The following is a 23,944-nucleotide window of genomic DNA, read 5'->3' as shown; positions in this document are numbered from 1 at the left end:
AAGCAGCGAAAAGCTCATACGCCTATGCAGGCTTGATCAGGACGTGCTTCTTCTTGCCGAAGGACAGCTTGATCACGCCCTCGGGCGTCAGATTGCTTGCTGAGAGCGCCATTTTCTCGTCAGTGACCGGCTCGTCGTTGACGCGAAGGCCGCCGCCCTTGATCTGGCGCCTTGCTTCGCCGTTGGAGGCAACGAGGCCCGCCTTGACGAAGGCGTTGAGCACGCCGAGGCCGGTGTCCAGCTCGCCGCGCGGAATTTCTACGGTCGGCAGAGTTTCGGCCAGCGCGCCTTCCTCGAAGGTGCGGCGCGCGGTCTCTGCTGCCTCGTTCGCGGCGTCGCGGCCGTGCAGCAGCGCGGTCGCTTCGGTGGCGAGCACCTTCTTGGCCTCGTTGATCTCGGATCCGCCGAGCGCCTCGAGCTTCCTGATCTCGGCCATCGGCAGCGTCGTGAACAGCTTCAGGAATTTGCCGACGTCGGCATCTTCGGTGTTGCGCCAGTATTGCCAGAAATCATAGGGCGAGAACGCGTCGGCGTTGAGCCAGACCGCGCCTTGCGCCGTCTTGCCCATCTTGGCGCCCGAGGCCGTCGTCAGCAGCGGCGTCGTCAGCGCGAACAGCTGATGGGTACCCATGCGGCGGCCGAGATCGACGCCCATGATGATGTTGCCCCACTGGTCCGAGCCGCCCATCTGCAATTTGCAGCCGGTGCGCTTGGCGAGTTCGACGAAGTCGTAGGCCTGGCAGACCATGTAGTTGAACTCGATGAAGCTCATCTCCTGCTCGCGCTCGAGGCGCAGACGCACGGAGTCCATGGTCAGCATGCGGTTGACCGAGAAGTGTCGGCCGACGTCGCGCAGCATCTCGATCCAGTTCAGCCTGGTCAGCCACTCCGCGTTGTCGAGCATGATTGCGTCGCTCTTGCCCCCGCCATAGCGCAGCACCTTTGCGAACACGCCGCGGATCGATTCCTTGTTGGCCTCGATCTCGGCGACGGTGCGCATCGCGCGCGTCTCGTCCTTGCCGGAGGGATCGCCCACCATGGTGGTGCCGCCGCCCATCAGCGTGATCGGCTTGTTGCCGGACTCCTGGAGCCAGTGCAGCATCATCATGGTGAGGTAATTGCCGATATGCAGCGAGCGGGCGGTGCAATCGTAGCCGACATAGGCGGTCGCTTCGCCCTTGGCGGCCAGCGCGTCCAGCCCCTCGAAATCGGAGCATTGGTGGATGAAGCCACGTTCCTGCAGGGTATTGAGGAAATCCGATTTAAATGCAGTCATCTGTCGGCATGCCCAGAAATTCTTGGTTTACTGTTTTGGGCGCAATTTAAGGGTCTTCGGCCGGAACCCGATTGCTGCCCGCCACTTGGCGCTGTGGCATTATAAGATGTGTCCCTCTGGCACAAGATCGGCATGCTGGAGGGGGTGTTTGAAGGGCGCTGATCCCATGATGTTGACGGCACTCGGTTTGATGAGCGGCACCTCGCTGGACGGGGTGGATGTCGCGCTGATCGAAACCGATGGAAAGCAGGTGAAGGCGTTCGGGCCGTCCGGCTACCGGGCCTATAGCTCGGCGGAGCGCAATCTGCTGCGCCAGGCGCTGAGCGAGGCCGTGCACCTGTCGCAACGTGACGCCCGGCCGGGCATCCTGGCCGAGGCCGAGCGCGCGGTGACACGGGCCCATGCCGAGGCGGTTGCCGCCTTCTTCGCCCAGAACCGCATGAAGCCGGAGGAGATCGACATCGTCGGCTTCCACGGCCAGACCGTGCTGCATCGCCCCGAGCGGCGGCTGACGGTGCAGATCGGTGACGCCGCCTCGCTGGCGAAAGCGATCCATATCCCCGTGATGCATGATTTCCGCGCCGCCGACGTCGACGCCGGCGGGCAGGGGGCGCCCTTCGTACCAGTCTACCACCGCGCGCTCGCCAACTCGCTCGATCGCGAGGGGCCAATCGTCGTCGTCAATATCGGCGGCGTCTCCAACATCACCTATATCGACGGCAACGACACGCTGATCGCCTGCGACACCGGGCCCGGCAACGCGCTGCTGGACGATTTCATGTACCGCACCATGAACCAGGCGTTCGATGCGGAGGGAAAGTTCGCGAGCCTCGGAAAGGTCGATGAGGCCTGGATTGCCCGCGCGCTGCAACGGCCGTTCTTCGCGCTGCCTCCGCCGAAATCGCTCGACCGCAACGATTTTGCGGCGCTCAGGCTCGGCGAGGTCGCCCCTGCCGACGGCGCCGCGACGCTCACCGCCTTCACCGCGGCGGCGATCGCCCGCATCATCCCGTTGTTGCCACGCCGGCCGCGGAGCTGGATCGTCTGCGGCGGCGGCGCGCGCAACCTCACCATGCTGCGGATGCTGAGAGAGCGGGTGGGAACGGCTACCGTCGAGGCCGCCGAGACGCTCGGCTGGGCCTCCGACGCCATCGAGGCCCAGGCCTTCGGCTTCCTCGCCGCCCGCGGCCTGAAGGGCCTGCCCTTGTCCTATCCGGCCACCACGGGGGTGCCGATGCCGATGACGGGCGGGGTGATCGCGCGGCCGTGAGGGGCGGGCTGATGTTTCAACGTCATTGCGAGGAGCGACGCGACGAAGCAATCCAGACTGCCGGCGCGGAAAGATTCTGGATTGCTTCGCTGCGCTCGCAATGACGGAGTGTGCTGCACTGGTTCGTTCTATCAACAGAGGACCTTCATCGCAGACATGCCTTTGCGATCTCGCGGCGCGTTTCGCCCGAGCTTTGCTGCCGTCTTGCGCCCAAATTGCCAAAGGGCACAGGGAAGGCCGGGCGCCGGCGGCACCCGCAGGTCCGTGGGCGATAAGAACGCACACGGGGTGGACCACAGGTGTGCCGGTCGCCCGGCCTTCCCTGCGCGGATGGTTTTAACGGTGTCCTTCGTGCTCTCCTCGGGGAGCGTTGCACTATTGCCCCCGTCGCCTCACGGCTGATCGATGTGAGGGCCCGGTTGGGCCGCCACATCGCCGCGAGCCTTGGCGCCAGAACCCCGGGCGCCGGGACCACACGACTTCTCCGTCCGCGGACGGCTTGGCCTCAGCGACCGGGGCTTGCGTGTGCCCCCCGGACCGTCGACCAAACCGCTGTGACCGCGCCGTGTCGTATGCGCGTCGTGCCGGGACTCACGGTCGCCCGCCCTGTCCTCACGCACACCGCGCCGGCGCTACCGCGTCCACCGCACCCCGGCCCGCATCTCGTGACGATCGCGAAACGCCCCTCTGGCAGGGCCGGGATGACGGGCATATGCCACAAATCCGAAATTCGGGAAAGTGGAATATTTTTGTGCGCGGGGATTGACGGATTTTGGGTGTTTTGCCCGCCGCCTGCCGATGTCTACGCCGATGGCGGGCAGGGGGATTGTTCGACGCTGAATTAATGCAAGTGCATTGATCTTGACAGGTGCATGCAACTGCATCTATCTTGGATGGATCGAACCCCGGGATCTTGGCCATGACCGCGTCACTGAAACTCATCAGCCACAAGCTTTGCCCCTACGTGCAGCGCGCCGTGATCGCGCTGAAGGAGAAGGGCGTGCCGTTCGAGCGGATCGATATCGATCTCGCCAACAAGCCCGACTGGTTCCTGAAACTCTCGCCGCTCGGCAAGGTGCCGGTGCTGGTGGTGACGACTGACACGGGCGAGGTCGCGCTGTTCGAGAGCAACGTGATCTGTGAATACATCGAGGAGACGCAAGCGGGCCTCAAGCTGCATCCGGCGGATGCGTTGAGGCGCGCCGAGCATCGCGCCTGGATGGAGTTCGGCTCGGCGATCCTCGGCGATCTCTGGGGACTGGAGACGACGACTGATCCGGCGACGTTCGAGAGCAAGCGTCAGGCGCTCGTGGCGAAATTCGCGCGCGTGGAAGCCGCGCTTGGCGCAGGGCCGTTCTTCACCAGCGAAGCGTTCAGCCTCGTCGATGCGGTGTTCGCACCCATCTTCCGTTATTTCGATGTGTTCGACGAACTGACCGAACTCGGCATCTTCAAGGATCTACCCAAGGTGCGCGCGTGGCGGGCCGAACTTGCGAAGCGCCCTAACGTGCGCGTCGCCGTCGGCGCCGACTATCCGCAATTGCTGCGCGCGTTCCTGGTGCGTCACGACGCGCATCTACTCAAGCTCGCCGCCTGAGTACGTTGCGATGTCGCCATCTCTGGCCTGGCTGATGCTGGTGATTGCCGGCGTGCTCGATGTCGGCTGGGCGATCTCGATGAAATATGCGGAAGGCTACACGCGGCCCGGCTGGAGCATGGCGTCGCTCGTGCTGCTCGCAGCTTTCGTCGTCTTGCTCGGGCGTGCCTTGAAAGTGCTCGAGGTCGGCGTCGCCTATTCGGTGTGGACCGGCATCGGCGCGGCCGGCACGTTCATCGTGGGCGTCGCACTGTTCGGCGAGACCTTGAGCGCGATGAAGATGATCGGCATCGCGCTCGTGTTGACGGGGATCGCCGCACTCAAGCTGGCTTGAGCCGTCACGTGTGGCCCGGATGGCGCGGAGCGCAATCCGGGTCTTCTTGCGCGGCTGGAGTTTCCCGGATTTGGGTTCGCTCCATCCGGGCTACGAGGTCTTGCCTTAACGCACGTTGGCGAGGCGCATGTCGAGATACGCCGTGATGGTTTCCATCAGCGGCTCGAGCTTGGCGTCGAAGAAGTGATTGGCGCCGGGGATGACCTGCTGGTCGATCACGATGCCCTTCTGCGTCTTCAACTTCTCGACCAGCGTGTTGACGTCCTTGGGCGGCACCACCGCATCCTTCTCGCCATGCACGATCAGGCCCGAGGACGGGCAGGGCGCAAGGAACGAGAAGTCGTAGAGATTGGCCGGCGGCGCGATCGAGATGAAGCCCTCGACCTCGGGGCGGCGCATCAACAGCTGCATGCCGATCCAGGCGCCGAAGGAGAAGCCGGCGACCCAGCAAGCGCGCGCTTCGGGATTGATGGTCTGCGCCCAGTCGAGGGCTGCGGCGGCATCCGACAATTCGCCGGTACCGTGGTCGAACGAGCCCTGGCTGCGGCCGACGCCGCGGAAATTGAAGCGTAGCACCGAGAAGCCGCGATGCGCGAACGCATAGTAGCACTGGTACACGATCTGATGGTTCATCGTGCCGTGAAACTGCGGATGCGGATGCAGGATCATCGCGATCGGCGCGTTCTTCTGCTTGGCCGGGTGATAGCGGCCTTCGAGACGGCCGGCAGGGCCAGTGAAAATGACTTCAGGCATCGATGATCTCTTGATTGATTTGCTGGAGCGACGATCCTCGGCAATCAACCGATTGTGGCCTCGTCGGCGGGTGCCGACGGAAGCGCGAATGAAGGGTGAGAAGGCGCGCCTTGCGGTGATGCGCTGAAGGCGCGCGGTGACTTGACGGTGCGGGTTCTAACATAGGCTGAGGGTCAAAAAGCAAGCATCTTGAACATCACTCAATGGGCTCAAGATGTTAGCGTGTCATGGTCGCGTCATCGGCTGCCGCGGACATGGAATCGCCCGTTGCCAAGCGCGTGCCGGGGCGCCATGTCGGACCAGACGGGGGTCTTACTGGCAGGGTTTCCCAAGCAAGGTAATATAATACTACATGCGGAACCGCGTTTATCTCGACTGGAATGCGACCACGCCGCTGCGCGCGGAAGCGCGACGCGCAATGCTCGCCGCCTTCGACCTGGTCGGCAACCCATCCTCGATCCATGCCGAGGGGCGCGAGGCACGGCGGCTGGTCGAGGACGCCCGCGCCGCCCTTGCCGCGGCGGTCGGGGCGCTGCCGCGGAACGTCGTCTTCACCTCCGCTGGAACGGAAGCCAACGCGCTGGCGCTGTCGCCTGGCCTGCGGCGGTCATCCGGCGGCCCGGTCGAACGGCTGCTGGTCTCGGCCGTGGAGCATGCTTCGGTGCTCGCCGGCGGCCGGTTCCCGGCGGACAAGATCGGTCTGATCCCGGTGCTGCGGTCCGGTGTGGTCGATCTCGACCGTCTCAGGGGCCTGCTCGCTGACGGCCCTCCAGCCTTGGTGTCCGTCATGGCCGCGAACAACGAAACCGGCGCGCTCCAGCCGGTCGCGGAGGTCGCCCGGATCGTCCACGAGGCCAACGGCATCCTGCACGTTGATGCGATCCAGGCGCTCGGGAAAATTCCGTTCGAGATCAACACTGTGGGCGTGGATCTTGCGACTTTTTCTGCACATAAGGTCGGCGGCCCCAAGGGTGTCGGGGCCCTGGTCGTGGCGGAGGGACTGAGCGGATTGGAGCCTTTGCTGCGCGGAGGCGGCCAGGAGCTGAACCGACGCGCCGGAACCGAGAATGTTGCGGGAATCGCCGGCTTCGGCGCAGCGGTGAAGGCCGCGCTTCAGACTCTTTCGGAAGATGCGGAGCAGATAGCAACCCTTAGAATTCGCTTGGAAAACGGCATCCGGGGAATCGCCGGCGCAACCATCTTCTCGGATGAGGTGGAGCGGTTGCCGAATACCGTCCTTTTCGCCGCGCCAGGCCTCAAGGCCGAGACCGCCGTGATCGGCTTTGACCTCGAAGGTATCGCAGTCTCCTCGGGTTCGGCCTGTTCCTCGGGCAAGGTCCAGCCGTCCCACGTGCTGTCGGCCATGGGGTACGATCCCGCCGTGGCCCAGGGAGCGGTGCGCCTCAGTCTGGGCTGGTCCACGGAACCAGATGACATCAACAGGGCGTTAGAGGCTTGGCGAAAGCTCGGTAATACCCTACTTAAGGGATAGGCGATGAAACAGGGCTTGAACGGTTCTAAGCCCGTGCTTTCCGCCAAAAAACATCGTAATAGACATCGTAATACTCGTCCGAGTTTGATCCACCGCGGTCCTTGAAACCGCGAGCGGAGGATAGAATGCCAGCCGTGCAAGAGACGGTCGAGCGCGTCAAGCGCATCGACGTCGACCAATACCGCTATGGGTTTGAGACCCTGATCGAGTCCGACAAGGCCCCCAAGGGGCTGTCGGAAGAGACCGTCAAGTTCATCTCCGAGAAGAAGAACGAGCCCGCCTGGATGCTCCAGTGGCGGCTGGAGGCCTATCGGCGCTGGCTGACCATGACCGAGCCGACCTGGGCCCGCGTCGACTATCCCAAGATCGACTTCCAGGACCTCTATTACTATTCGGCGCCGAAGCCGAAGAAGACGATCACCTCGCTCGACGAGATCGATCCGGAGATCCTGAAGACCTACGAGAAGCTCGGCATACCCTTGCGGGAAGTCGCCATGCTCGAAGGCGTCGAGCCCAAGCCCGGCGAGGAAGACCCGACGCGCCGCAAGATCGCGGTCGATGCCGTATTCGACTCGGTTTCGGTCGCGACCACCTTCAAGGCGGAGCTGAAGAAGGCCGGTGTGATCTTCATGCCGATCTCGGAAGCGATCCGCGAGCATCCCGAGCTGGTGCAGAAGTATCTCGGCTCCGTTGTTCCGACCTCGGACAATTTCTACGCGACGCTGAACTCGGCGGTGTTCTCCGACGGCTCGTTCGTCTACGTGCCGCCGGGCGTGCGCTGCCCGATGGAGCTGTCGACCTATTTCCGCATCAACGAGCGCAACACCGGCCAGTTCGAGCGCACGCTGATCATCGCCGACAAGGGCGCTTACGTCTCCTACCTCGAAGGCTGCACCGCACCGCAGCGCGACGAGAACCAGCTGCATGCCGCCGTGGTCGAACTCGTCGCGCATGACGATGCCGAGATCAAATATTCGACGGTGCAGAACTGGTACCCCGGCAATTCGGAAGGCAAGGGCGGCATCTACAATTTCGTCACCAAGCGTGGCGACTGCCGTGGCGACCGCTCCAAGATTTCCTGGACCCAGGTCGAGACCGGCTCCGCGATCACCTGGAAATATCCGAGCTGCATCCTGCGCGGCGACAATTCCAGCGGCGAGTTCTACTCGATCGCGATCTCGAACGGTTACCAGCAGGTCGACAGCGGCACCAAGATGATCCATCTCGGCAAGAACACGTCGAGCCGCATCATCTCCAAAGGCATTGCCGCCGGCAAGTCGCAGAACACCTATCGTGGACTGGTGACGGCGCACCGCAAGGCGACCGGCGCGCGCAACTTCACCGCCTGCGACTCGCTGCTGATCGGCGACAAATGCGGCGCGCACACCGTGCCCTACATCGAGGCCAAGAACTCGTCGGCGACGTTCGAGCACGAGGCGACGACCTCGAAGATCTCCGAGGACGTGCTGTTCTACTGCATCCAGCGCGGGCTCAGCCAGGAAGAGGCGGTCGGCCTCGTCGTCAACGGCTTCGTCAAGGACGTGCTGCAGCAACTGCCGATGGAATTCGCGGTGGAAGCGCAGAAGCTGATCTCGATCTCGCTCGAAGGGTCGGTCGGCTGATCTCCGACCCTCGCGGTGCGCCTCGGGCGCTCCATGCATCAATTGAATAAACTGGATACCAAGATGGCTTTGCTTGAAGTGAAAGACCTCAAGGTTCGTGTCGAGGAGCGTGAGATCCTCCACGGGCTGAATTTGACCGTGAACGAGGGCGAGATCCACGCGATCATGGGGCCGAACGGCTCCGGCAAGTCGACGCTCTCCCACGTCATCGCCGGCAAGCCCGGTTATGAGGTCACCGACGGTCAGATCCTGTTCAAGGGCGAGGACCTGCTGGAGATGGCTCCGGAGGAGCGCGCCGCGAAAGGCGTGTTCCTGGCGTTCCAGTATCCGGTCGAGATTCCCGGCGTCGCCACCATGACTTTCCTGCGCACGGCGCTGAACGCGCAGCGCAAGGCGCGCGGCGAGAGCGAATATTCGACGCCTGACTTCCTGAAGAAGGTCCGCGAGGTCTCGAAGTCGCTGAACATTCCGCAGGACATGCTCAAGCGCGGCGTCAATGTCGGCTTCTCCGGCGGCGAGAAGAAGCGCAACGAGGTGCTCCAGATGGCGTTGTTCGAGCCGAGCCTGTGCATCCTCGACGAGATGGATTCCGGCCTCGACATCGACGCGTTGCGCATCGCCGCCGACGGCGTCAACGCGCTGCATTCGCCCAAGCGCGCGATGGTCGTCATCACCCATTATCAGCGGCTGCTGAACTACATCGTGCCCGACATCGTGCACGTGATGTCGAAGGGCCGTGTCGTGAAGAGCGGCGGCAAGGAACTGGCGCTGGAGCTGGAAGCCTCCGGCTACGCCCAGTTCGAGGACGCCGCGTAAGGAATTTTGCGATGAACGTTGCTGTGGCAAAGACCGGAAAGGGCCGCGCGGTGAGCGATCTCTTCACCAGCGCCGAGGGCCGGCTGCCGGGTTCGCCTTCCGTGATCGCGGTGCGCCGCGAGGCGTTCGAGACCTATGAGCGTCTCGGCCTGCCGCATCGCCGGATCGAGGAATGGAAATATACCGATCTGCGCGCGCTGGTCGGCGAGGTGCTGCCGCTGTCGGCCGCGCCCGATGCGGCCGCGCTGAAGCGTGCCGCGGACGCTGTGAAGGTCCATGCGATTGCAGGCGCCCGCAAGCTGGTGCTGGTCGACGGCGTGTTCGCGTCCGATCTCTCCGACGTGAAGGCGCTTGCCTCCGAGGTGGGCTTTGGGACGTTGCGGGAGGCGCTGGAGAAGGATGCCGATCTCCTGAAGACCGCCTCGACGGATGCGGTGATCGCGCTGAACGCGGCGATGGCGACCGACGGTGTCGTGCTGTCGATTGCGGATGGTACGCAACTGTCTGCGCCGATCCAGATCATCCATCTCGCAACCGCGGCTTCCGCCTCGGCCTTCACCCGCTCGCGGGTCATGGTCGGGAAGGGCGCCCGCGCCACCATCATCGAGAGCTTTGTCGCAGTCGGTGCCAAAGCCTACCAAGTCAACGATGCCGTCGTCCTTTCGATCGGCGACAACGCTGATGTCGCACATATCCGTCTGATGGACGACGCGCCTGACGCGGTGAACATCAGCTCTCACTTCGTGACCGTCGGAGCCAACACGAAGCTGAATTTCTTCAACATGACCACGGGCGCCGCAGTGAGCCGTCTGCAGGGCTTCATCACGCTGGCGGGTGAGGGCAGCGAGCTCTCCGCCAATGGCGTGAACCTGCTGCAGAAGACCGAGCACGGCGATACCACGCTGGTCGTCGACCATGCGGTGCCGAACTGCGTCAGCCGCGAGGTCTTCCGCGCCGTGCTGGATGATCGCGCCCATTCGGTATTCCAGGGCCGCATCATCGTTCGTCCCGACGCCCAGAAGACCGACGGCAAGATGATGATCCGCGCGCTGCTGCTCTCGGACGAGGCCGAGGCCGACAACAAGCCCGAGCTCGAAATCTTCGCCGACGACGTCTCTTGCGGCCACGGCGCCACCGCCGGCGCGCTCGATGACAGCCTGCTGTTCTACCTGAAGGCCCGCGGCCTGCCGGAGAAGCAGGCCCAGGCGCTGCTGATCCAGGCGTTCGTGGGCGAGGCGATCGAGCAGATCGCCGATGACGGGTTGCGCGAGCACGTGATCGGCATCGCCGAGCGCTGGCTGGAGCGCCGCCAATGAGCACGCATCCGGCAGTCAAGAACGGTGCCTACGACGTCGCGCGCGTGCGCCAGGATTTTCCGGCGCTCGCCATGCAGGTCTATGGCAAGCCGCTGGTCTATTTCGACAACGCCGCCTCGGCGCAGAAGCCCAGTGCCGTGCTCGACCGCATGACGCAGGCCTATACGAGCGAATACGCCAACGTGCATCGCGGCCTGCATTACCTTGCCAATGCCGCGACCGAGGCCTTTGAGGGCGGTCGCACCAAGGTGGCGCAGTTCATCAACGCGCCCCGCACCGAAGAAGTGATCTTCACCCGCAACGCGACGGAGGCGATCAACCTGGTCGCCTCGTCCTGGGGCGGGCCGAACATCAAAGAGGGCGACGAGATCGTCCTCTCGATCATGGAGCACCATTCCAACATCGTGCCCTGGCATTTCCTCAGGGAGCGTCAGGGTGCCGTGATCAAATGGGCGCCGGTCGACGACGAGGGCAATTTCCTCATCGACGAGTTCGAGAAGCTTCTGACGGCCAAGACCAGGCTGGTCGCGATCACCCAGATGTCGAATGCGCTCGGCACCATCGTGCCGGTCAAGGAGGTCGTGAAGATCGCCCACGCTCGCGGCATCCCCGTGCTGGTCGACGGCAGCCAGGGCGCGGTGCATCTGCCCGTCGACGTCCAGGACATCGGCTGCGACTTCTACGTCTTCACCGGCCACAAGGTCTATGGTCCCACGGGCATCGGTGTGCTCTGGGCCAAGTACGACCACCTCGTGGCGATGCGTCCCTTCAACGGCGGCGGCGAGATGATCCGCGAGGTTTCGCGCGATGTCGTCACCTACGGCGATCCTCCGCATAAATTCGAGGCGGGCACGCCCGCGATCGTCGAGGCCGTCGGCCTTGGCGCGGCCATCGACTACGTCAATTCGATCGGCAAGGAGCGCATCGCCGCGCACGAGCACGATCTCACCACCTATGCCCAGGAGAAGCTGCGCGAGATCAACTCGCTGCGGCTGATCGGGACCGCGCGGGGCAAGGGTCCGGTGATCTCGTTCGAGCTGAAGGGCGCGCATGCCCATGACGTCGCCACCGTGATCGACCGCCAGGGCATCGCGGTGCGCGCCGGCACCCATTGCGTGATGCCGCTTTTAGAGCGGTTCAACGTGACGGCCACATGCCGGGCCTCGTTCGGCATGTATAATACGCGGGAAGAAGTCGATCATCTGGCACAGGCGCTGCTGAAGGCGCGGGATATGTTCGCATGAGTGACACGGCCGAAATCAAAGCCAATCCGATGGAGACCCGTTCGGCGCTGCCGCCGGAGGAGACCGAGCGTCTCACCACCGAGATCATCGCCGGGCTGAAGACCGTGTTCGACCCGGAAATTCCGGCGGACATCTACGAACTCGGCTTGATCTACAAGGTCGAGATCAAGGACGACCGCTCCGTCGACGTCCAGATGACGCTGACGACGCCGAACTGCCCGGCCGCCGGCGAGCTGCCGACCATGGTCGAGAACGCGGTTGCCAGCGTCCCCGGCGTCGGCGTGGTCGACGTCAAGGTGATCTGGGAGCCCGCCTGGACCCCGGAGCGCATGAGCGACGAGGCCCGCCTCGTCCTCAACATGTGGTGACGCGTAACGCTTGCTTTGAATCCCTGGCATTGAATTCGCGCCGCAACGGACCACATCATTGACATGACCCAGATATCGTCAGGCTCGACACCAGCATCCACTCCCAAGCCGCGGCGGCCGCGCCCGCAGGTAATGCGGCTGACCGATGCCGCCGCCCAGCGCATCAGCGAACTGACAAACCGCGCCGACTCCGAGATCGTCGGCCTGCGCGTCGGCGTGAAGAACGGTGGCTGCGCCGGCCAGTCCTACACGGTCGAATACGCCCATGACGTTCGCCCGACCGACGAGGTCGTCGAGGACAAGGGTGTCAAGATCCTGGTCGACCCCAAGGCCGTGCTGTTCCTGCTCGGTACCGAGATGGACTACAAGGCCGACAAGATGCAGGCCCAGTTCGTCTTCAACAATCCCAACCAGATCTCCGCCTGCGGCTGTGGCGAGTCGGTCGAGCTGCGTCCGGCCAAGATCGACGGGTAGTTTATCTCCCGCGTCATTGCGAGGAGCGAAGCGACGAAGCAATCCAGACTGCCTCCGCGTCGGAAGCCTGGATTGTGTCGCTTCGCTTGCAATGACGGAAATGCTATGAAGGCTCACTTGCTCGCGCGAGGAAGCCTTCGATGGACCGCGAATTCCTGGCCGAACTGTTCGCCGATTTCGGCCCCGTCACCATCCGCAAGATGTTCTCCGGCTACGGCATCTCCGCCGACGGCATCAACTTCGCGCTGTCGCTGCGTGCCGGCCTGTTCTTTCGGGCCGACGAGGTGACGATTCCTGAGTTTGAAGCCGAAGGCTCAAAACCGTTCCAATATTCGACCCGCGCCAAGACCGTGGTGGTCAACTCCTATTGGGAGCTGCCTGCGCGCCTGTTCGACGATTCCGCCGAGCTCGCGCAATGGGCGAGGGCGGCGCTCGCCGCCGCCCAGCGCGCCAAGGTGAAGACGCGGCCGAAGAAAAAGGCGGCGGCGAAGACGGCGCCAAGAAAAGCCGCGCCGAAGAAGCGGTTGTCCAAGAAGGCAGCCAAAAGGAAGGTGCGGTAGGGTGGGCAGTGCGACTTGTCCGCCATAGCTCGAAGAGCGACGGCGGAAGCGTGCCCACCGCTTTAAATAATCAACGCCGAGATCGTGGGCACGGCGCTTACGCGCCTTTGCCCGAGAGGTTCAATCCACGGCCTTAGTCAGGCCAACTCTCATGTCCTTGGCGGTAAATACGCAGACGCCGTCCGCCAGCACACGGCCATCGGCAATCCCGAGCACCAGCTTGCCGCGGCGGACCATGCGCATGGCGACCTCGTAGCGCACGCGTCGCGTCTCCGGCGTGACCACTCCGGTGACCTCTACCTCGCCGACGCCGATCGCGCGGCCCTTGCCGGGTGAGCCCGACCAGCCGAGCCAGTAGCCGACCATCTGCCACATCGCATCCAGCCCAAGGCTTCCCGGCATCATCGCGTCGCCGCGATAATGGCAATCGAAAAACCAGTGGTCCGGCACGATATCGAGCTCGCCGACGATATGGCCCTTGCCGAACTCGCCGCCGTCCAGGCTGATTTCCGTGATGCGATCCATCATCAGCATCGGCGGCGCTGGCAATTGCGCGTTGCCCGGCCCAAAATAGCCGCCGTCGCTCGATCTCAGCAATTCGTCCCTGGTGTAGGACGGTTGAGGCGTGTGGAAATCATGCGGATTGGGCACGACGACAAATCCTCGATGCTCGCGGTCTGGCGGCGCGGAGGATGTCGGTCGTCAGGTTGGAATGTCAAGCGCAGCCGTCCGGCACGCTGCGATCGCGTCACGCCACGCGGCTGTGGGTCTCGACCGCGTATTCCGGATCGGCCTCGCAGATCACGCGGTTGCGGCCGTTGCGCTTGGCGGCGTAGAGGCAGGCATCCGCGCGCTCGATCAGTGCATCGGTGTCGTCGCCCGGTTTGAGCATGGAGACGCCGACGGAGATGGTGACGCGGCCGAGGATCTCGCCGGTGGACTTCTTCTTCAATTCCTTCGCCATCACCGCGCGGCGGATGTGGTCGGCCACCGTGAGGGCCTGACGCAGCGCGGTGTTGGGCAGCACCACCGCGAATTCCTCGCCGCCATAGCGCGCGGTGATGTCCTGGCCCTTGATGGTCTGCTTCAGCGAAAGTCCGACGAGCCGCAGCACCTGGTCGCCGGTGAGATGGCCGTAGGAATCGTTGAACGACTTGAAGTGATCGATGTCGAACAGCAGCAGCGACAGCGGCTCGCCCGAGGCAAGCGCGGTTTGCACCGCCATGTCGATCATGCGGTCGAAATATTTGCGGTTGCCAAGGCCGGTGAGCGGATCGGTCAGGCTTTCGGCGCGGATCGCCTCCAGGCTCTGCTGGAGGTTGCTGATCTCGTTCTTCGACAGCGTCAGCCGGTCTTCCAGCGTCTTGTTGGTCTCGCGCATCTCACTGGTCGAACGCAGCAGCGTCTCGACGATCGACTTGATCTGCTCGCGGCTCTTGGCGGACGCCAGTTTCTCGGTGGCGCCCGACAGGCTGGCATCGTAGGAGCCGGTCACGCCGAGTGCGTCGCTCAAGACCTTCATCACGTCGTCGATCTCGCCGATGACGCGCGCGCCGACCTTGTCGATGCGGTCGGTGGTCTTGATGTGGGAGAGATAGGTCTCGTAGATCTGCTCGAGATCGGCTTCAGTCAGCTTGCCGCTGCGCGCCAGCGTCTCGTTGATGATCTTGTTGAGCGGCGCGTTGTAGCCGGTGGCGTAGACGTACCAAATCTCATAATTGCGGGGAATTGCCGTCTGCCGCAGCGATCGGATCTGCCCGAGCGCTATCTCGGCGAACGCCATCGTGCGTTCGTGTTCATCGAGAACCTTCACCACGGAACATACCCCACAGCGGTCGGTGCACCGACGACCGCAGCAATGCTTAAATTATGTTCGTAGGCTAACGGACGATCGTGAACGCCCCGTAAATATACGTTCACGAATGCATCTAAAAAATTGTGCGGAGGCTTTGCTCAACCGAAAGCCTGGAGCACGTCGCGCTTCAGGCCCCGGCGGGGGAGCGCACCGGCCGGAGCAGGAACGCCGGAAGATGCGAGTGATCGCCGGGCTCGCTGTCCGCCTCGCGCTGGCGACGCGGCTCGGGACGGCCGATCGAAGGCACATGCGCCGCATTGGCCGGCTGGCGCGCGCCATGACGCGGCTCGGACGATTGCCGCGCTTCCCGCGGAGGCCTCGGCTCGCGTGCAGGCCTCGCCTCGGGGGCGGGCCGCGCTTCGGCCGACGGCCTTGTCTCGGAAGCGTGCCTCGCTTCGCCACGCGGCTCGCGCGGCTCGTGGCTGCGCTCACGGTCGCGACCGCCGCGCTGCGGCTTCCCGCGTCCGCCACGTGAGCGCTCGCGCGACTCGCGCGGGCGATCACTGTGTTCGCCGGTGTCGGCACTCACTTCGTAGTCGCCTTCGGCGCGCGGAATGCTCTGCCCGATCAGCTTCTCGATCGCCACGATCGACTTCTGGTCGAGCGGCGTCACGAGCGAGATCGCGGTGCCGGTGCGGCCGGCGCGGCCGGTGCGGCCGACGCGATGAACGTAGTCGTCGGGATGGTGGGGGACGTCGAAATTGAAGACGTGGCTGACCTCGGGAATGTCGAGACCGCGGGCGGCGACGTCGGAGGCGACGAGCAGCGGCAGCTCGCCCTTGCGGAACTGTTCGAGCGCCGCCGTGCGGGCCGACTGGTCCATGTCGCCGTGCAGCGCGCCGACACTGAAGCCGTGCTTCTGCAGCGATTTGTGAACGATGGCGACCTCGCGCTTGCGATTGCAGAAGATGATCGCGTTCTGGAGGTCCTTGGCTTCGCGCAGCAGGCGCCGCAGCAATTCGCGCTTCTCATGCGCTTCGCGCCCGGCCGGGACCTGACACTGCGTGACGGTCACGGCGGTCGTCGCGGGCTTGGACACTTCGACCTTCTGCGGGTTGTGCAGGAAGGTCTCGGTGATACGCCGGATTTCCGGCGGCATGGTCGCGGTGAAGAACAGGGTCTGCCGCGTGAACGGGACGAGCTTGCAGACGCGTTCGATGTCGGGGATGAAACCCATGTCCAGCATGCGATCGGCTTCGTCGATGACGAGCAGCTCGACGCCGGTGAGGAGCAGACCGCCGCGCTCAGTATGGTCGAGTAGGCGGCCGGGGGTGGCGATTAGCACGTCGACGCCGCGCGTCAGCTTGGCATCCTGGTCGCCGAAGGAAACGCCGCCGATCAGGAGGGCGACGTTGAGTTTCTGGCCGGCGCCGTAGCGGTCGAAGTTTTCCTTGACCTGCGCCGCGAGCTCGCGGGTCGGCTCGAGGATCAGCGTGCGCGGCATGCGTGCGCGGGCGCGACCCTTTTCGAGGATGGTGAGCATCGGCAGCACGAAGGCCGCGGTCTTGCCGGTGCCGGTCTGGGCGATGCCGAGCACGTCCTTGCGTGCGAGGACGTGTGGGATCGCCTGTTCCTGAATGGGGGTGGGGGTGGTGTAACCGGTGGCCGCCACTGCGGCGAGGACTTTTTCGGACAGTCCGAGATCTGAAAAGGACATTGAGCCTCTGGTCGAAACCGCCGTTCGGAATCGAGGGTAATAAGGCTGTCGCGTTCCACCCCAAAACGGCGCGCTCTCAAAGAAGCTGGGGGTGCTGACTCACGCGAACAAAGCGCCAAGCTCAGGAATCGCTCTTCGATACCGAGCCGCGTCGACCCGGAACATAGGCGGGAATCGGCCAAAGTCAATGGAGCGGGCGCGGGAAGGTCCTAAAAAACCTGAGGTTTTTGCCAAATAGCGGGTGCGATTGGGGTTTTTCCGCCCAGCCGGCGCGCCCAGGCCGGGGCCGCCAAAACAGCGGCTAACCCCCATCCGAGCCCTGCGCCCGGAAGTCACCGGGGGCCATGCCATAGGCGGCATTGAAGACCCGGTAATAGGTCGCCAGGCTCTCGAAGCCGCAGGAGGTCGCGATGTCGGCGATCAGCCGCTCCGGTGCCTCGCGCATCAGGCGGCGGCTCCGCTTCAGGCGTTCGTTGGTCACCGTCTGCGAGAAGCTCTTCGCCGCGGTCTCGAACAGCATGTGCAGGTGGCGCACCGACACGCCGAGCTGGTCGGCCACCATCGTCGGCGCCAGATCCGGGTCTTGCAGGTGGCCCGCGATCAGGCGCCGGGCCTGCGAGAGGCGGGCGGTCCGCAGCGCGGCCTGTCCGCGCCGGCTGCCGGGCCTGACGATGCCGCGCTCGATCAACGCCAGAAGGGCCAAAGCCTGGACGAGAGAGGTCGCATCGACGGCGCACCCGTGTGCGGCCTCATCGAGATCGGCAAAGCAGGCGCCGAGCAGCGGCGCCAGGGTGGGATCGCCGAATGTCCGGGGCGCAAGCTCGCGCATGCGTTTGTCCTGCACCGGAATGCTGCTGACCGGGATCTTCAGGATCCGCAAGTGGAAGCCACCGGCGCCGAGCGGCACAGTGCGGTAGGGCAGGTCGGTATGGCTGGTGGCGAAACTGCCCGGGGGGATCGCGAAGTCGTTTCCGCGCATGCCGCCGAACCAGCCGCCGCTGCCGAGCTGCTGGTAGACGCAGATGCTGTCGCCAGTTGCGTAGGCGATGTCGGAGTTGCTGCGTTCGACCGTATATCGCGAGGCCTTCAGCTCGACGAGGCCGGCGCCGCCGAGTTGGCGCAGCGAGAATTCGCCGAAGAAATCCCCGCGCCGTTCGCGCTCGAGTTCGGCGGTGACGCCGAACAAGCCCTTGGACCGCACCTCGCGCCAATAGTCGAAGCGATCCTTCGGCTCGACCTCGTCGGTACACCAGCGATACACGGCAGCCCCCTCGCTTCCAGTGCGTTTGCCCGATGCCAAAGAAAAAGCAGATTCCAGCGCAATCTGCCATAGGCAGATCGTGGAACCGGGGCCCGGGCGCTTGAACCCTCGTTACGTCTGGGCCGACTATCACACAGCGGCAGGGGGTCCAATGAACTGCTGTTCGAGAGAAGCGGCGTGGCGCCGTTCTGCAACGGGAATCTTGCGATGACGCGTCGGCTTTTCGGAATTCTGGCGGCCTTTGGCCTGGCGGCGAGCCTGAGCGGCTTCGTCGCCCCCGCCCATGCCGAGAAGCGGGTCGCGCTCGTCGTCGGCAACAACGATTACAGGAACGTCCCGAAGCTGCTCAAGGCGGTCAACGACGCCCGCACCATGGGCGATACGCTGAAGCAGCTCGGCTTCTCGGTGATGGTCGCCGAGAACCAGAGCCGGCAGCAATTCTCCGAGACCCTGCTCGCCTTCGACAAGGCGATCGAGCCCGGCGACACCGCGTTCTTCTTCTACGCCGGCCACGGCTTCGAGATCGCGGGCCAGAACTACCTGCTGCCGACCGACGTGCCGGCGGCGACCGAAGGGCAGGAAGAGCTGGTGCGCGACGCCTCGATCCTGGCCGACCGAATCGTCGAGCGTCTCCAGAACAAGAAGGCCCGGACGTCGATCCTGGTATTCGACGCCTGCCGCAACAACCCGTTCGAGCGCAAGGGCACCCGCGCAGTCGCCGGTGGCGGCGGGCTTGCTCCGATGGTGCAGCTGCCCGAAGGCGTGTTCTCGGTGTTTTCGGCCGGCCCCCGCCAGACCGCGCTCGATCGCCTCTCCAACGACGACGCCAATCCCAATTCGGTGTTCACGCGCACCTTCGCCAAGGAGCTGCTGCAGCCCGGCGAGAACCTCGTGCAGGTGGCGCAGCGCACCCGCCGTGCCGTCAGCGAGATGGCCGACACCGTCAAGCACCGGCAGGTGCCGGTCTATTTCGACCAGATGGTCGACGACGTCTTCCTCAGCGGCACCGCGAAGGATGCCGTCGCGCGGCCGGCCGATCCGCCGCCGCAGAAGCTTGCGGCGCTGCCGCCGGTGTCGGTGCCGCAAATGCCGAAGGAAGAAACCATCAACGCGCCGATCGCGAGCTTCTCGCGGCACAATGGCGGCTGGAGCGTCGTGTTCTCCTTTGCCGACCCGACGCTCGGCATTTCCTGGCGCATGGCAGGCAAGGGCGATTTCCGCGAGACCGGCTTCATCGATACGCTCGATCCGCGCACGCGCAAGCGGATGCCGAACCCGTCGATCGAATTACCGCCGGATGCCGCGGCCGGCACCATCGAGGTCCGCTATGTCGATCAGTCCGGCGACATGCAGGGGCCGTTCCCGATCCGGTTCGATCCCGAGGCCGCATTGATCCGCGACCAGCGCAAGATCCTCGACATGACCGCGACGAGCTGGCTGTCGTTCCGTGAGTTCAACGGGCTGCTGGTCTACTACACGCATCTCGTGTCGTACCGCTGCGCCATTCGCGAGGTGCGCATCGGCATCGACAGCGCCGTGCCCAACCAGGTGCTGAAGATGCCCGCTTGCGACATGCGCGACCCCAGTGCGATCACCGCCGGCATGCCGCTCTACATGAAGCTTGCGCCGAGCACGCAGTCCATCTCGGTGGAACTGACCTATCGCGACGGCAGCGTCTCGGAGATCAAGAGCTTTCGGGCCGCGAACCGCAGCAACAATTGAGAACGTGTTGATCGAACAGGCCGCGACGGGATTGACGAAGTTTAATCGGACAAGCCAGCGCCGGAAGTGTTAGAGGCGGGGATGACAAAATTCATTATCGTCGCGCTCCTCACGACGTTTCCGGCGCTGGCGCAAACCAATTCAACCCCCACGCCGCCAGTCACCGACAGGGAACGCGTCCAGGCGGACCGCGCGAAGGCCGCCGAGGATGAAAAGGTGGCTCCGGCCGCTCGTCCGTGGGATCGCGACGCCGACGGCAAACGTCCGTGGGAACGGAAGTCGTCAAAGCCCTGAGGCGAGCAGATCGCCGTTCGCCGCAGGCGAAAAGGAACAACTCCTCGGTCAGCTGGATTGTCCACCAAACCAGGGAGACGATCCATGATCCGCAAGTCCATTCTCATAGCCTTCGCATGCGCGGCGCTTTCGACGACTGCTTTTGCTCAAGGAGGCGGTGGCGGAGGAGGCGGCGGCGGTGGTGCGGGTGGCGGCGCCGGCGCGGGTGCTGCTGCCGGTACGGGGACCGGCGGCGCGGGATCCGCGGCCAGCTCGGGTGCGGGAACAGGCACGTCATCCAGCAGCGCCAATTCGGGGCCGTCGGCCCCGTCAGGGATGGGGACGCATGGCACCACCACCGGGGCCAACGTCAACACCAACAATAGCCAGAACAATCCGAACGTTCAGCCGCCGACTGCGAACGGCACGTCGCCGACAGCCGCGCAAGCTGAGCGGAACGCCGGCGTCGGTCATGCACCGAACGGGTTGCCGATCGGCAGCCCGGGGACCGGGACCAGCAATGAGGATCAGAAATAGTTTGGCTTCCGTCCATGAAAGGCCTGCGCCGTGCGGGCCTTTCTCCTCTCCGGGCGGACGCCGGCCTGATGCGCACGGCAGATGCTCGGCTTTCGCAGCAGGCAACGCTAGAGCCCGTCTCTAAAACCGCGGCTCGCTCTCTTGCGCATCGCGGCTTCGGCGCGTGCGCAGATGGACGAGCGCGATGTGATGGCCAGCCAGGCTGCCACGCTTGTCAGCAACCATGCCACGTTGAACGCTCTCTCTCGTGCTCTTTCGGGTCGACATCCCATAACAACCCGGATTGCCCGCTTTATTCCCGGGACCGGAAGGGCCGGCCAGTTGCCGGCGGGCGTTGACACGGCGCATCGAGATTCAGGCTCGGCCCGGCCGGAATCGGCGTTACACTGCCCGCCATGTCTTGATCGATACTCGCGTCGCGGATCGTGGCTGCAATGACCTCTGGCCAACAACCGAACCGAACGACAAAAGTCCGCTGCTGCATCGTCGGCGGTGGGCCTGCCGGCATGATGCTCGGCTATCTCCTGGGGCGGGCCGGCATCGAGGTTGTGGTGCTGGAGAAGCATGCCGACTTCTTCCGCGATTTCCGCGGCGACACCGTGCATCCATCGACGCTTCAGGTGATGGACGAGCTTGGCCTGATCGACGGCTTCCTGAAGCTGCCGCATCAGCGCCTGCAGAAGATGGACGGCCTGTTCGGCGGCACGCCGGTGCGCATCGCTGATCTCCGCCGGCTCCACACCAAATACCCCTTCATCGCCTTCATGCCGCAATGGGACTTCCTGAATTTCCTGCGCGAGGCCGGCCGGCGCTTTACCTCGCTCGAGGTGATGATGAGCACCGAGGCGGTCGATCTGATCCGTCGCGGTGAGACGATCGCAGGCGTACGGGCGAAGTCGCCTGACGGCATCGTCGACATCGAAGCCGATCTCACCATCGCCTGCGACGGCCGCCATTCGACGGTGCGCGAGCGTGCGGGCCTCAGCGGCGAGGAGATCGGCGCGCCGATGGACGTGCTGTGGTTCCGCGCCGGCCGCCAACCCGACGAAACGGAAAACGTGTTCGCGCGCGTCGAGCCCGGCAAGATGATGATCACGTTCGATCGCGGCGACTATTGGCAATGCGCCTATGTCATCGCCAAGGGACAGTATGAGGCGGTGAAGGCGAGGGGATTGCAGGCGCTGCTCGACGACGTCGTATGCATGGCGCCGATCCTGAAGGGCGGCATTGCCGACGTGAAGAGCTTCGACGACGTCAAGCTGCTGACCGTCGCCATCAACCGCATGGCGCGCTGGACACGGCCTGGCCTGCTCTGCATCGGCGATGCCGCGCATGCGATGTCGCCGGTTGGCGGCGTCGGCGTCAATCTCGCCGTGCAGGACGCGGTCGCGACCGCCAATCTCCTGGCGGACAAGCTGCAGCATGGCTGCCCGTCCGAGAACGATCTCGACGCCGTACGCCGTCGCCGCGAGTTCCCGGTGAGGATGACGCAGCGGATGCAGGTGATCGTGCAGAACAAGATCATCAGCGGCGCCTTGCAGGGGAACGATCGGCCGCTCCAAGTGCCGCTGATCGTGCGCCTGATCACCGCGCTACCTTGGCTGCAGGGCATTCCGGCGCGCCTGCTTGCGCTCGGCGTGCGACCCGAGCATGTGCATTCGAAGGCTGCGCCGTCATCGTAGCGCAGCAATTCGGTAGGGATAATGTCGCGTTAAATCGCGCCTGCGGCGTTGCATGCGTGCAACAGCGGCGACGGATTTGCGGACCAGCGCGTGCCCACGCGCCGCGTTAACTCTGTTGATTCGAATTTTAGTAACACCCGTCTGTGACCGTGCGTGCATCAAAGGACACGGGGTGTACCATGCGTAACAAGTTGATTGCCGCCTTCGCCTGCACGACCGCTCTGGTTTCGACCGGCGCGGCCTCCGCCGCCGATCTCGGCGCGCGCTACACGAAGGCGCCTGCCTATGTGGAGCCGCTGTTCAACTGGACCGGCTTCTATGTCGGCGGCCACATCGGCGGCGCATGGACCAACGAGCAGTTCATCAACAACGGGATCGGCGCGCCGTTCGGCGATCTCGTCCCGGGTCAGGGCTATCGTCAGCGCAGCGCAGGCATCATGGGCGGTGCCCAGATCGGTTACAACTGGCAGGCCAACAACTACGTGTTCGGCATGGAAGGCACGATCTCCGGCCTCGACAACAAGGGCTCTTTCACGAATAACGCGTTCGGTGCCGGAGACGACGTGTTCTCCTGGCGCGCCAACATGCTCGCGACCATCGTCGGCCGCGCCGGCTTTGCCGTTCAGAACAACCTCTTCTACGTCAAGGGCGGCTATGCCGGCGTGAACAATCGTCTCTCGGTTGTCGACACGGTCGGTCCGGCGACGGGCTCGGGCGGTCAGACGAAATGGCACAACGGCTGGACCGTCGGCGCCGGCTGGGAGTACGGCATCACCCGCAACTGGATCGTGGGCGTCGAGTACAACTACGCCGCCTTCAGCAGCCAGACCTATCAGCTTGGCGGGACCTCGGGGAACTACAGCTTCGACACCAAGCCGCGCGACGTTCAATGGGCCGTCGTGCGTGCGAGCTACAAGTTCGACGCCCCGACCATCCGTTACTGAGCACGTCGACCGCAACGCGACCAACGATCAAAAAAAAGCACTGCTAAAATTCAAAGCCCCGGACTTGTCCGGGGCTTCTTTTTTGCGTTGTCGGATGGCGTGCGGCCCGGCCTCAGGCCATGACCGAGAAGCCGCCATCGACGGGGATTGCGGTGCCCGTGACGAAGGTCGATGCGGGCGATGCCAGGAACACGGCGATGCCGGCGAAATCGTCGATGTCGCCCCAGCGCCCCGCAGGCGTGCGCGCCAGCACCCGCTCGTGCAATCCCGACACCTGCTGCCGCGCACCGCGGGTGAGGTCGGTGTCGATCCAGCCCGGCAGGATCGCATTGACCTGGATGTTGTCGGGCGCCCAGGCATTGGCGCAGGCCCGCGTGTACTGCACGATGCCGCCCTTGCTCGCGGCATAGGCGGTGGCGAAGCTCGCGCCGAAGATCGACATCATCGAGCCGATGTTGATCACCTTGCCGTTGCCTGAGGCCTTCAAGGCCGGATAGGCGAGCTTGGAGCACAGGAAGGCGCTGGTGAGGTTGGTTTCGATCACCTTGTTCCACTCGTCGAGCTCGAGCTCGTGCGGCGGTTTGCGGATGCTCATGCCGGCGTTGTTGACGAGGATGTCGATGCGGCCGAGATCCTTCACCACGCGCGCGATCATGGCCTCGATCGCTGCCTTGTCGGTGACGTCGGTCGCAACCGCGATCGCCTTGACGCCGCGCTGCCTGAGATCTTCGACGGCTGCCTTGGACTTGGCTTCGTTGCGTCCGACCACGGCGATGTCGGCGCCGGCATCGGCAAGGCCACGCGCCATGCCAAGCCCGATGCCGCCGTTACCTCCCGTGACGATCGCGACCTTGCCGCGGAGATCGAACCGGCTGGATGTCATGCTTGTAT

The 23,944-nt window shown here is 64.4% G+C and carries 23 protein-coding genes; 16 read left to right on the top strand and 7 right to left on the bottom strand.

The window, feature by feature from the left end:
* Positions 1–22: 22 nt before the first annotated feature.
* Positions 23–1,276: a tyrosine--tRNA ligase gene (gene tyrS, locus C7G42_RS21140; RefSeq protein ID WP_106950875.1), complete on the bottom strand. Its 1,254-nt coding sequence runs from the start codon at positions 1,274–1,276 to the stop codon at positions 23–25.
* Between the two features lie 166 nt (positions 1,277–1,442).
* On the opposite strand from tyrS, the gene C7G42_RS21135 reads away from it, so the two are divergent.
* From C7G42_RS21135 to C7G42_RS21120, 3 genes are all read left to right on the top strand, one after another.
* Complete coding sequence (locus C7G42_RS21135; RefSeq protein WP_106950874.1) at positions 1,443–2,546, top strand: anhydro-N-acetylmuramic acid kinase; 1,104 nt, start codon at positions 1,443–1,445, stop codon at positions 2,544–2,546.
* 919 nt (positions 2,547–3,465) lie between these two features.
* A complete protein-coding gene (locus tag C7G42_RS21125) occupies positions 3,466–4,143 on the top strand; it encodes a glutathione S-transferase family protein (RefSeq protein WP_106950873.1) in 678 nt (225 codons plus the stop codon).
* Between the two features lie 10 nt (positions 4,144–4,153).
* Complete coding sequence (locus C7G42_RS21120; RefSeq protein ID WP_106950872.1) at positions 4,154–4,477, top strand: DMT family transporter; 324 nt, start codon at positions 4,154–4,156, stop codon at positions 4,475–4,477.
* Positions 4,478–4,582: 105 nt separating this feature from the next.
* Here the strand turns inward: C7G42_RS21120 and C7G42_RS21115 are convergent, their stop codons facing one another.
* Positions 4,583–5,230 (bottom strand): alpha/beta hydrolase, encoded by a 648-nt coding sequence (locus C7G42_RS21115; protein WP_014495555.1) that lies wholly within the window; start codon positions 5,228–5,230, stop codon positions 4,583–4,585.
* A 352-nt stretch (positions 5,231–5,582) separates the two neighbouring features.
* Between C7G42_RS21115 and C7G42_RS21110 the strand changes: the two genes are divergently transcribed.
* The 8 genes from C7G42_RS21110 (at position 5,583) to C7G42_RS21075 (ending at position 13,122) form a co-directional block, all read left to right on the top strand.
* On the top strand, positions 5,583–6,722 hold the full coding sequence (locus C7G42_RS21110) for a cysteine desulfurase family protein (protein ID WP_106950871.1): 1,140 nt from the start codon (positions 5,583–5,585) through the stop codon (positions 6,720–6,722).
* Between the two features lie 125 nt (positions 6,723–6,847).
* Entirely contained in the window at positions 6,848–8,344 is a 1,497-nt protein-coding gene (gene sufB, locus C7G42_RS21105) for a Fe-S cluster assembly protein SufB (RefSeq protein ID WP_106950870.1), read from the top strand.
* Between the two features lie 63 nt (positions 8,345–8,407).
* The gene (gene sufC, locus C7G42_RS21100) at positions 8,408–9,160 is read left to right on the top strand and encodes a Fe-S cluster assembly ATPase SufC (protein ID WP_162406473.1); all 753 of its coding nucleotides are present in this window, start codon (positions 8,408–8,410) and stop codon (positions 9,158–9,160) included.
* 11 nt (positions 9,161–9,171) lie between these two features.
* Positions 9,172–10,476 (top strand): Fe-S cluster assembly protein SufD, encoded by a 1,305-nt coding sequence (sufD, locus tag C7G42_RS21095; protein WP_106950868.1) that lies wholly within the window; start codon positions 9,172–9,174, stop codon positions 10,474–10,476.
* On the top strand, positions 10,473–11,720 hold the full coding sequence (locus tag C7G42_RS21090; protein ID WP_106950867.1) for a cysteine desulfurase: 1,248 nt from the start codon (positions 10,473–10,475) through the stop codon (positions 11,718–11,720). The genes sufD and C7G42_RS21090 overlap by 4 nt, the downstream gene beginning before the upstream one ends.
* Complete coding sequence (locus C7G42_RS21085) at positions 11,717–12,088, top strand: SUF system Fe-S cluster assembly protein (protein ID WP_106950866.1); 372 nt, start codon at positions 11,717–11,719, stop codon at positions 12,086–12,088. The genes C7G42_RS21090 and C7G42_RS21085 overlap by 4 nt, the downstream gene beginning before the upstream one ends.
* A gap of 63 nt (positions 12,089–12,151) precedes the next feature.
* Positions 12,152–12,562, top strand: coding sequence for a HesB/IscA family protein (locus C7G42_RS21080; protein WP_094974332.1), 411 nt, complete (start codon positions 12,152–12,154; stop codon positions 12,560–12,562).
* 140 nt (positions 12,563–12,702) lie between these two features.
* Entirely contained in the window at positions 12,703–13,122 is a 420-nt protein-coding gene (locus C7G42_RS21075; RefSeq protein ID WP_106950865.1) for a TfoX/Sxy family protein, read from the top strand.
* A 120-nt stretch (positions 13,123–13,242) separates the two neighbouring features.
* Here C7G42_RS21075 and fabA read toward each other — a convergent pair whose 3' ends face one another.
* The 4 genes from fabA to C7G42_RS21055 form a co-directional block, all read right to left on the bottom strand.
* The gene (fabA, locus tag C7G42_RS21070; RefSeq protein WP_106950864.1) at positions 13,243–13,773 is read right to left on the bottom strand and encodes a bifunctional 3-hydroxydecanoyl-ACP dehydratase/trans-2-decenoyl-ACP isomerase; all 531 of its coding nucleotides are present in this window, start codon (positions 13,771–13,773) and stop codon (positions 13,243–13,245) included.
* 97 nt (positions 13,774–13,870) lie between these two features.
* Positions 13,871–14,938, bottom strand: coding sequence for a GGDEF domain-containing protein (locus C7G42_RS21065; protein ID WP_106950863.1), 1,068 nt, complete (start codon positions 14,936–14,938; stop codon positions 13,871–13,873).
* Between the two features lie 166 nt (positions 14,939–15,104).
* On the bottom strand, positions 15,105–16,634 hold the full coding sequence (locus tag C7G42_RS21060) for a DEAD/DEAH box helicase (protein WP_106950862.1): 1,530 nt from the start codon (positions 16,632–16,634) through the stop codon (positions 15,105–15,107).
* A gap of 301 nt (positions 16,635–16,935) precedes the next feature.
* The gene (locus C7G42_RS21055) at positions 16,936–17,895 is read right to left on the bottom strand and encodes a helix-turn-helix transcriptional regulator (RefSeq protein ID WP_106950861.1); all 960 of its coding nucleotides are present in this window, start codon (positions 17,893–17,895) and stop codon (positions 16,936–16,938) included.
* A gap of 207 nt (positions 17,896–18,102) precedes the next feature.
* On the opposite strand from C7G42_RS21055, the gene C7G42_RS21050 reads away from it, so the two are divergent.
* The 5 genes from C7G42_RS21050 to C7G42_RS21030 all read left to right on the top strand — a co-directional run bounded on the left by C7G42_RS21050 (position 18,103) and on the right by C7G42_RS21030 (position 23,053).
* A complete protein-coding gene (locus C7G42_RS21050) occupies positions 18,103–19,617 on the top strand; it encodes a caspase family protein (protein WP_106951074.1) in 1,515 nt (504 codons plus the stop codon).
* An 81-nt stretch (positions 19,618–19,698) separates the two neighbouring features.
* Entirely contained in the window at positions 19,699–19,911 is a 213-nt protein-coding gene (locus C7G42_RS21045; protein WP_106951073.1) for a hypothetical protein, read from the top strand.
* A gap of 84 nt (positions 19,912–19,995) precedes the next feature.
* Positions 19,996–20,427, top strand: a complete 432-nt coding sequence (locus C7G42_RS35065; RefSeq protein ID WP_158537621.1) for a hypothetical protein — start codon at positions 19,996–19,998, stop codon at positions 20,425–20,427.
* A 434-nt stretch (positions 20,428–20,861) separates the two neighbouring features.
* Positions 20,862–22,109 carry an FAD-dependent oxidoreductase gene (locus C7G42_RS21035; RefSeq protein ID WP_106950859.1) on the top strand — a complete coding sequence of 416 codons (1,248 nt, stop codon included), beginning with the start codon at positions 20,862–20,864 and terminating at the stop codon, positions 22,107–22,109.
* Between the two features lie 179 nt (positions 22,110–22,288).
* Positions 22,289–23,053 (top strand): outer membrane protein, encoded by a 765-nt coding sequence (locus C7G42_RS21030; protein WP_106950858.1) that lies wholly within the window; start codon positions 22,289–22,291, stop codon positions 23,051–23,053.
* Positions 23,054–23,165: 112 nt separating this feature from the next.
* On the opposite strand, the gene C7G42_RS21025 is transcribed toward C7G42_RS21030, so the two are convergent.
* Positions 23,166–23,936: an SDR family NAD(P)-dependent oxidoreductase gene (locus tag C7G42_RS21025; protein WP_106950857.1), complete on the bottom strand. Its 771-nt coding sequence runs from the start codon at positions 23,934–23,936 to the stop codon at positions 23,166–23,168.
* Positions 23,937–23,944: the final 8 nt, after the last annotated feature.

It is taken from the genome of Bradyrhizobium sp. MOS003 (genome assembly GCF_003020125.1).
GTDB lineage: Bacteria > Pseudomonadota > Alphaproteobacteria > Rhizobiales > Xanthobacteraceae > Bradyrhizobium.
The sequence above is the reverse complement of the archived record's forward strand: the minus strand, read 5'-3'. Positions and strand labels throughout refer to the sequence as shown.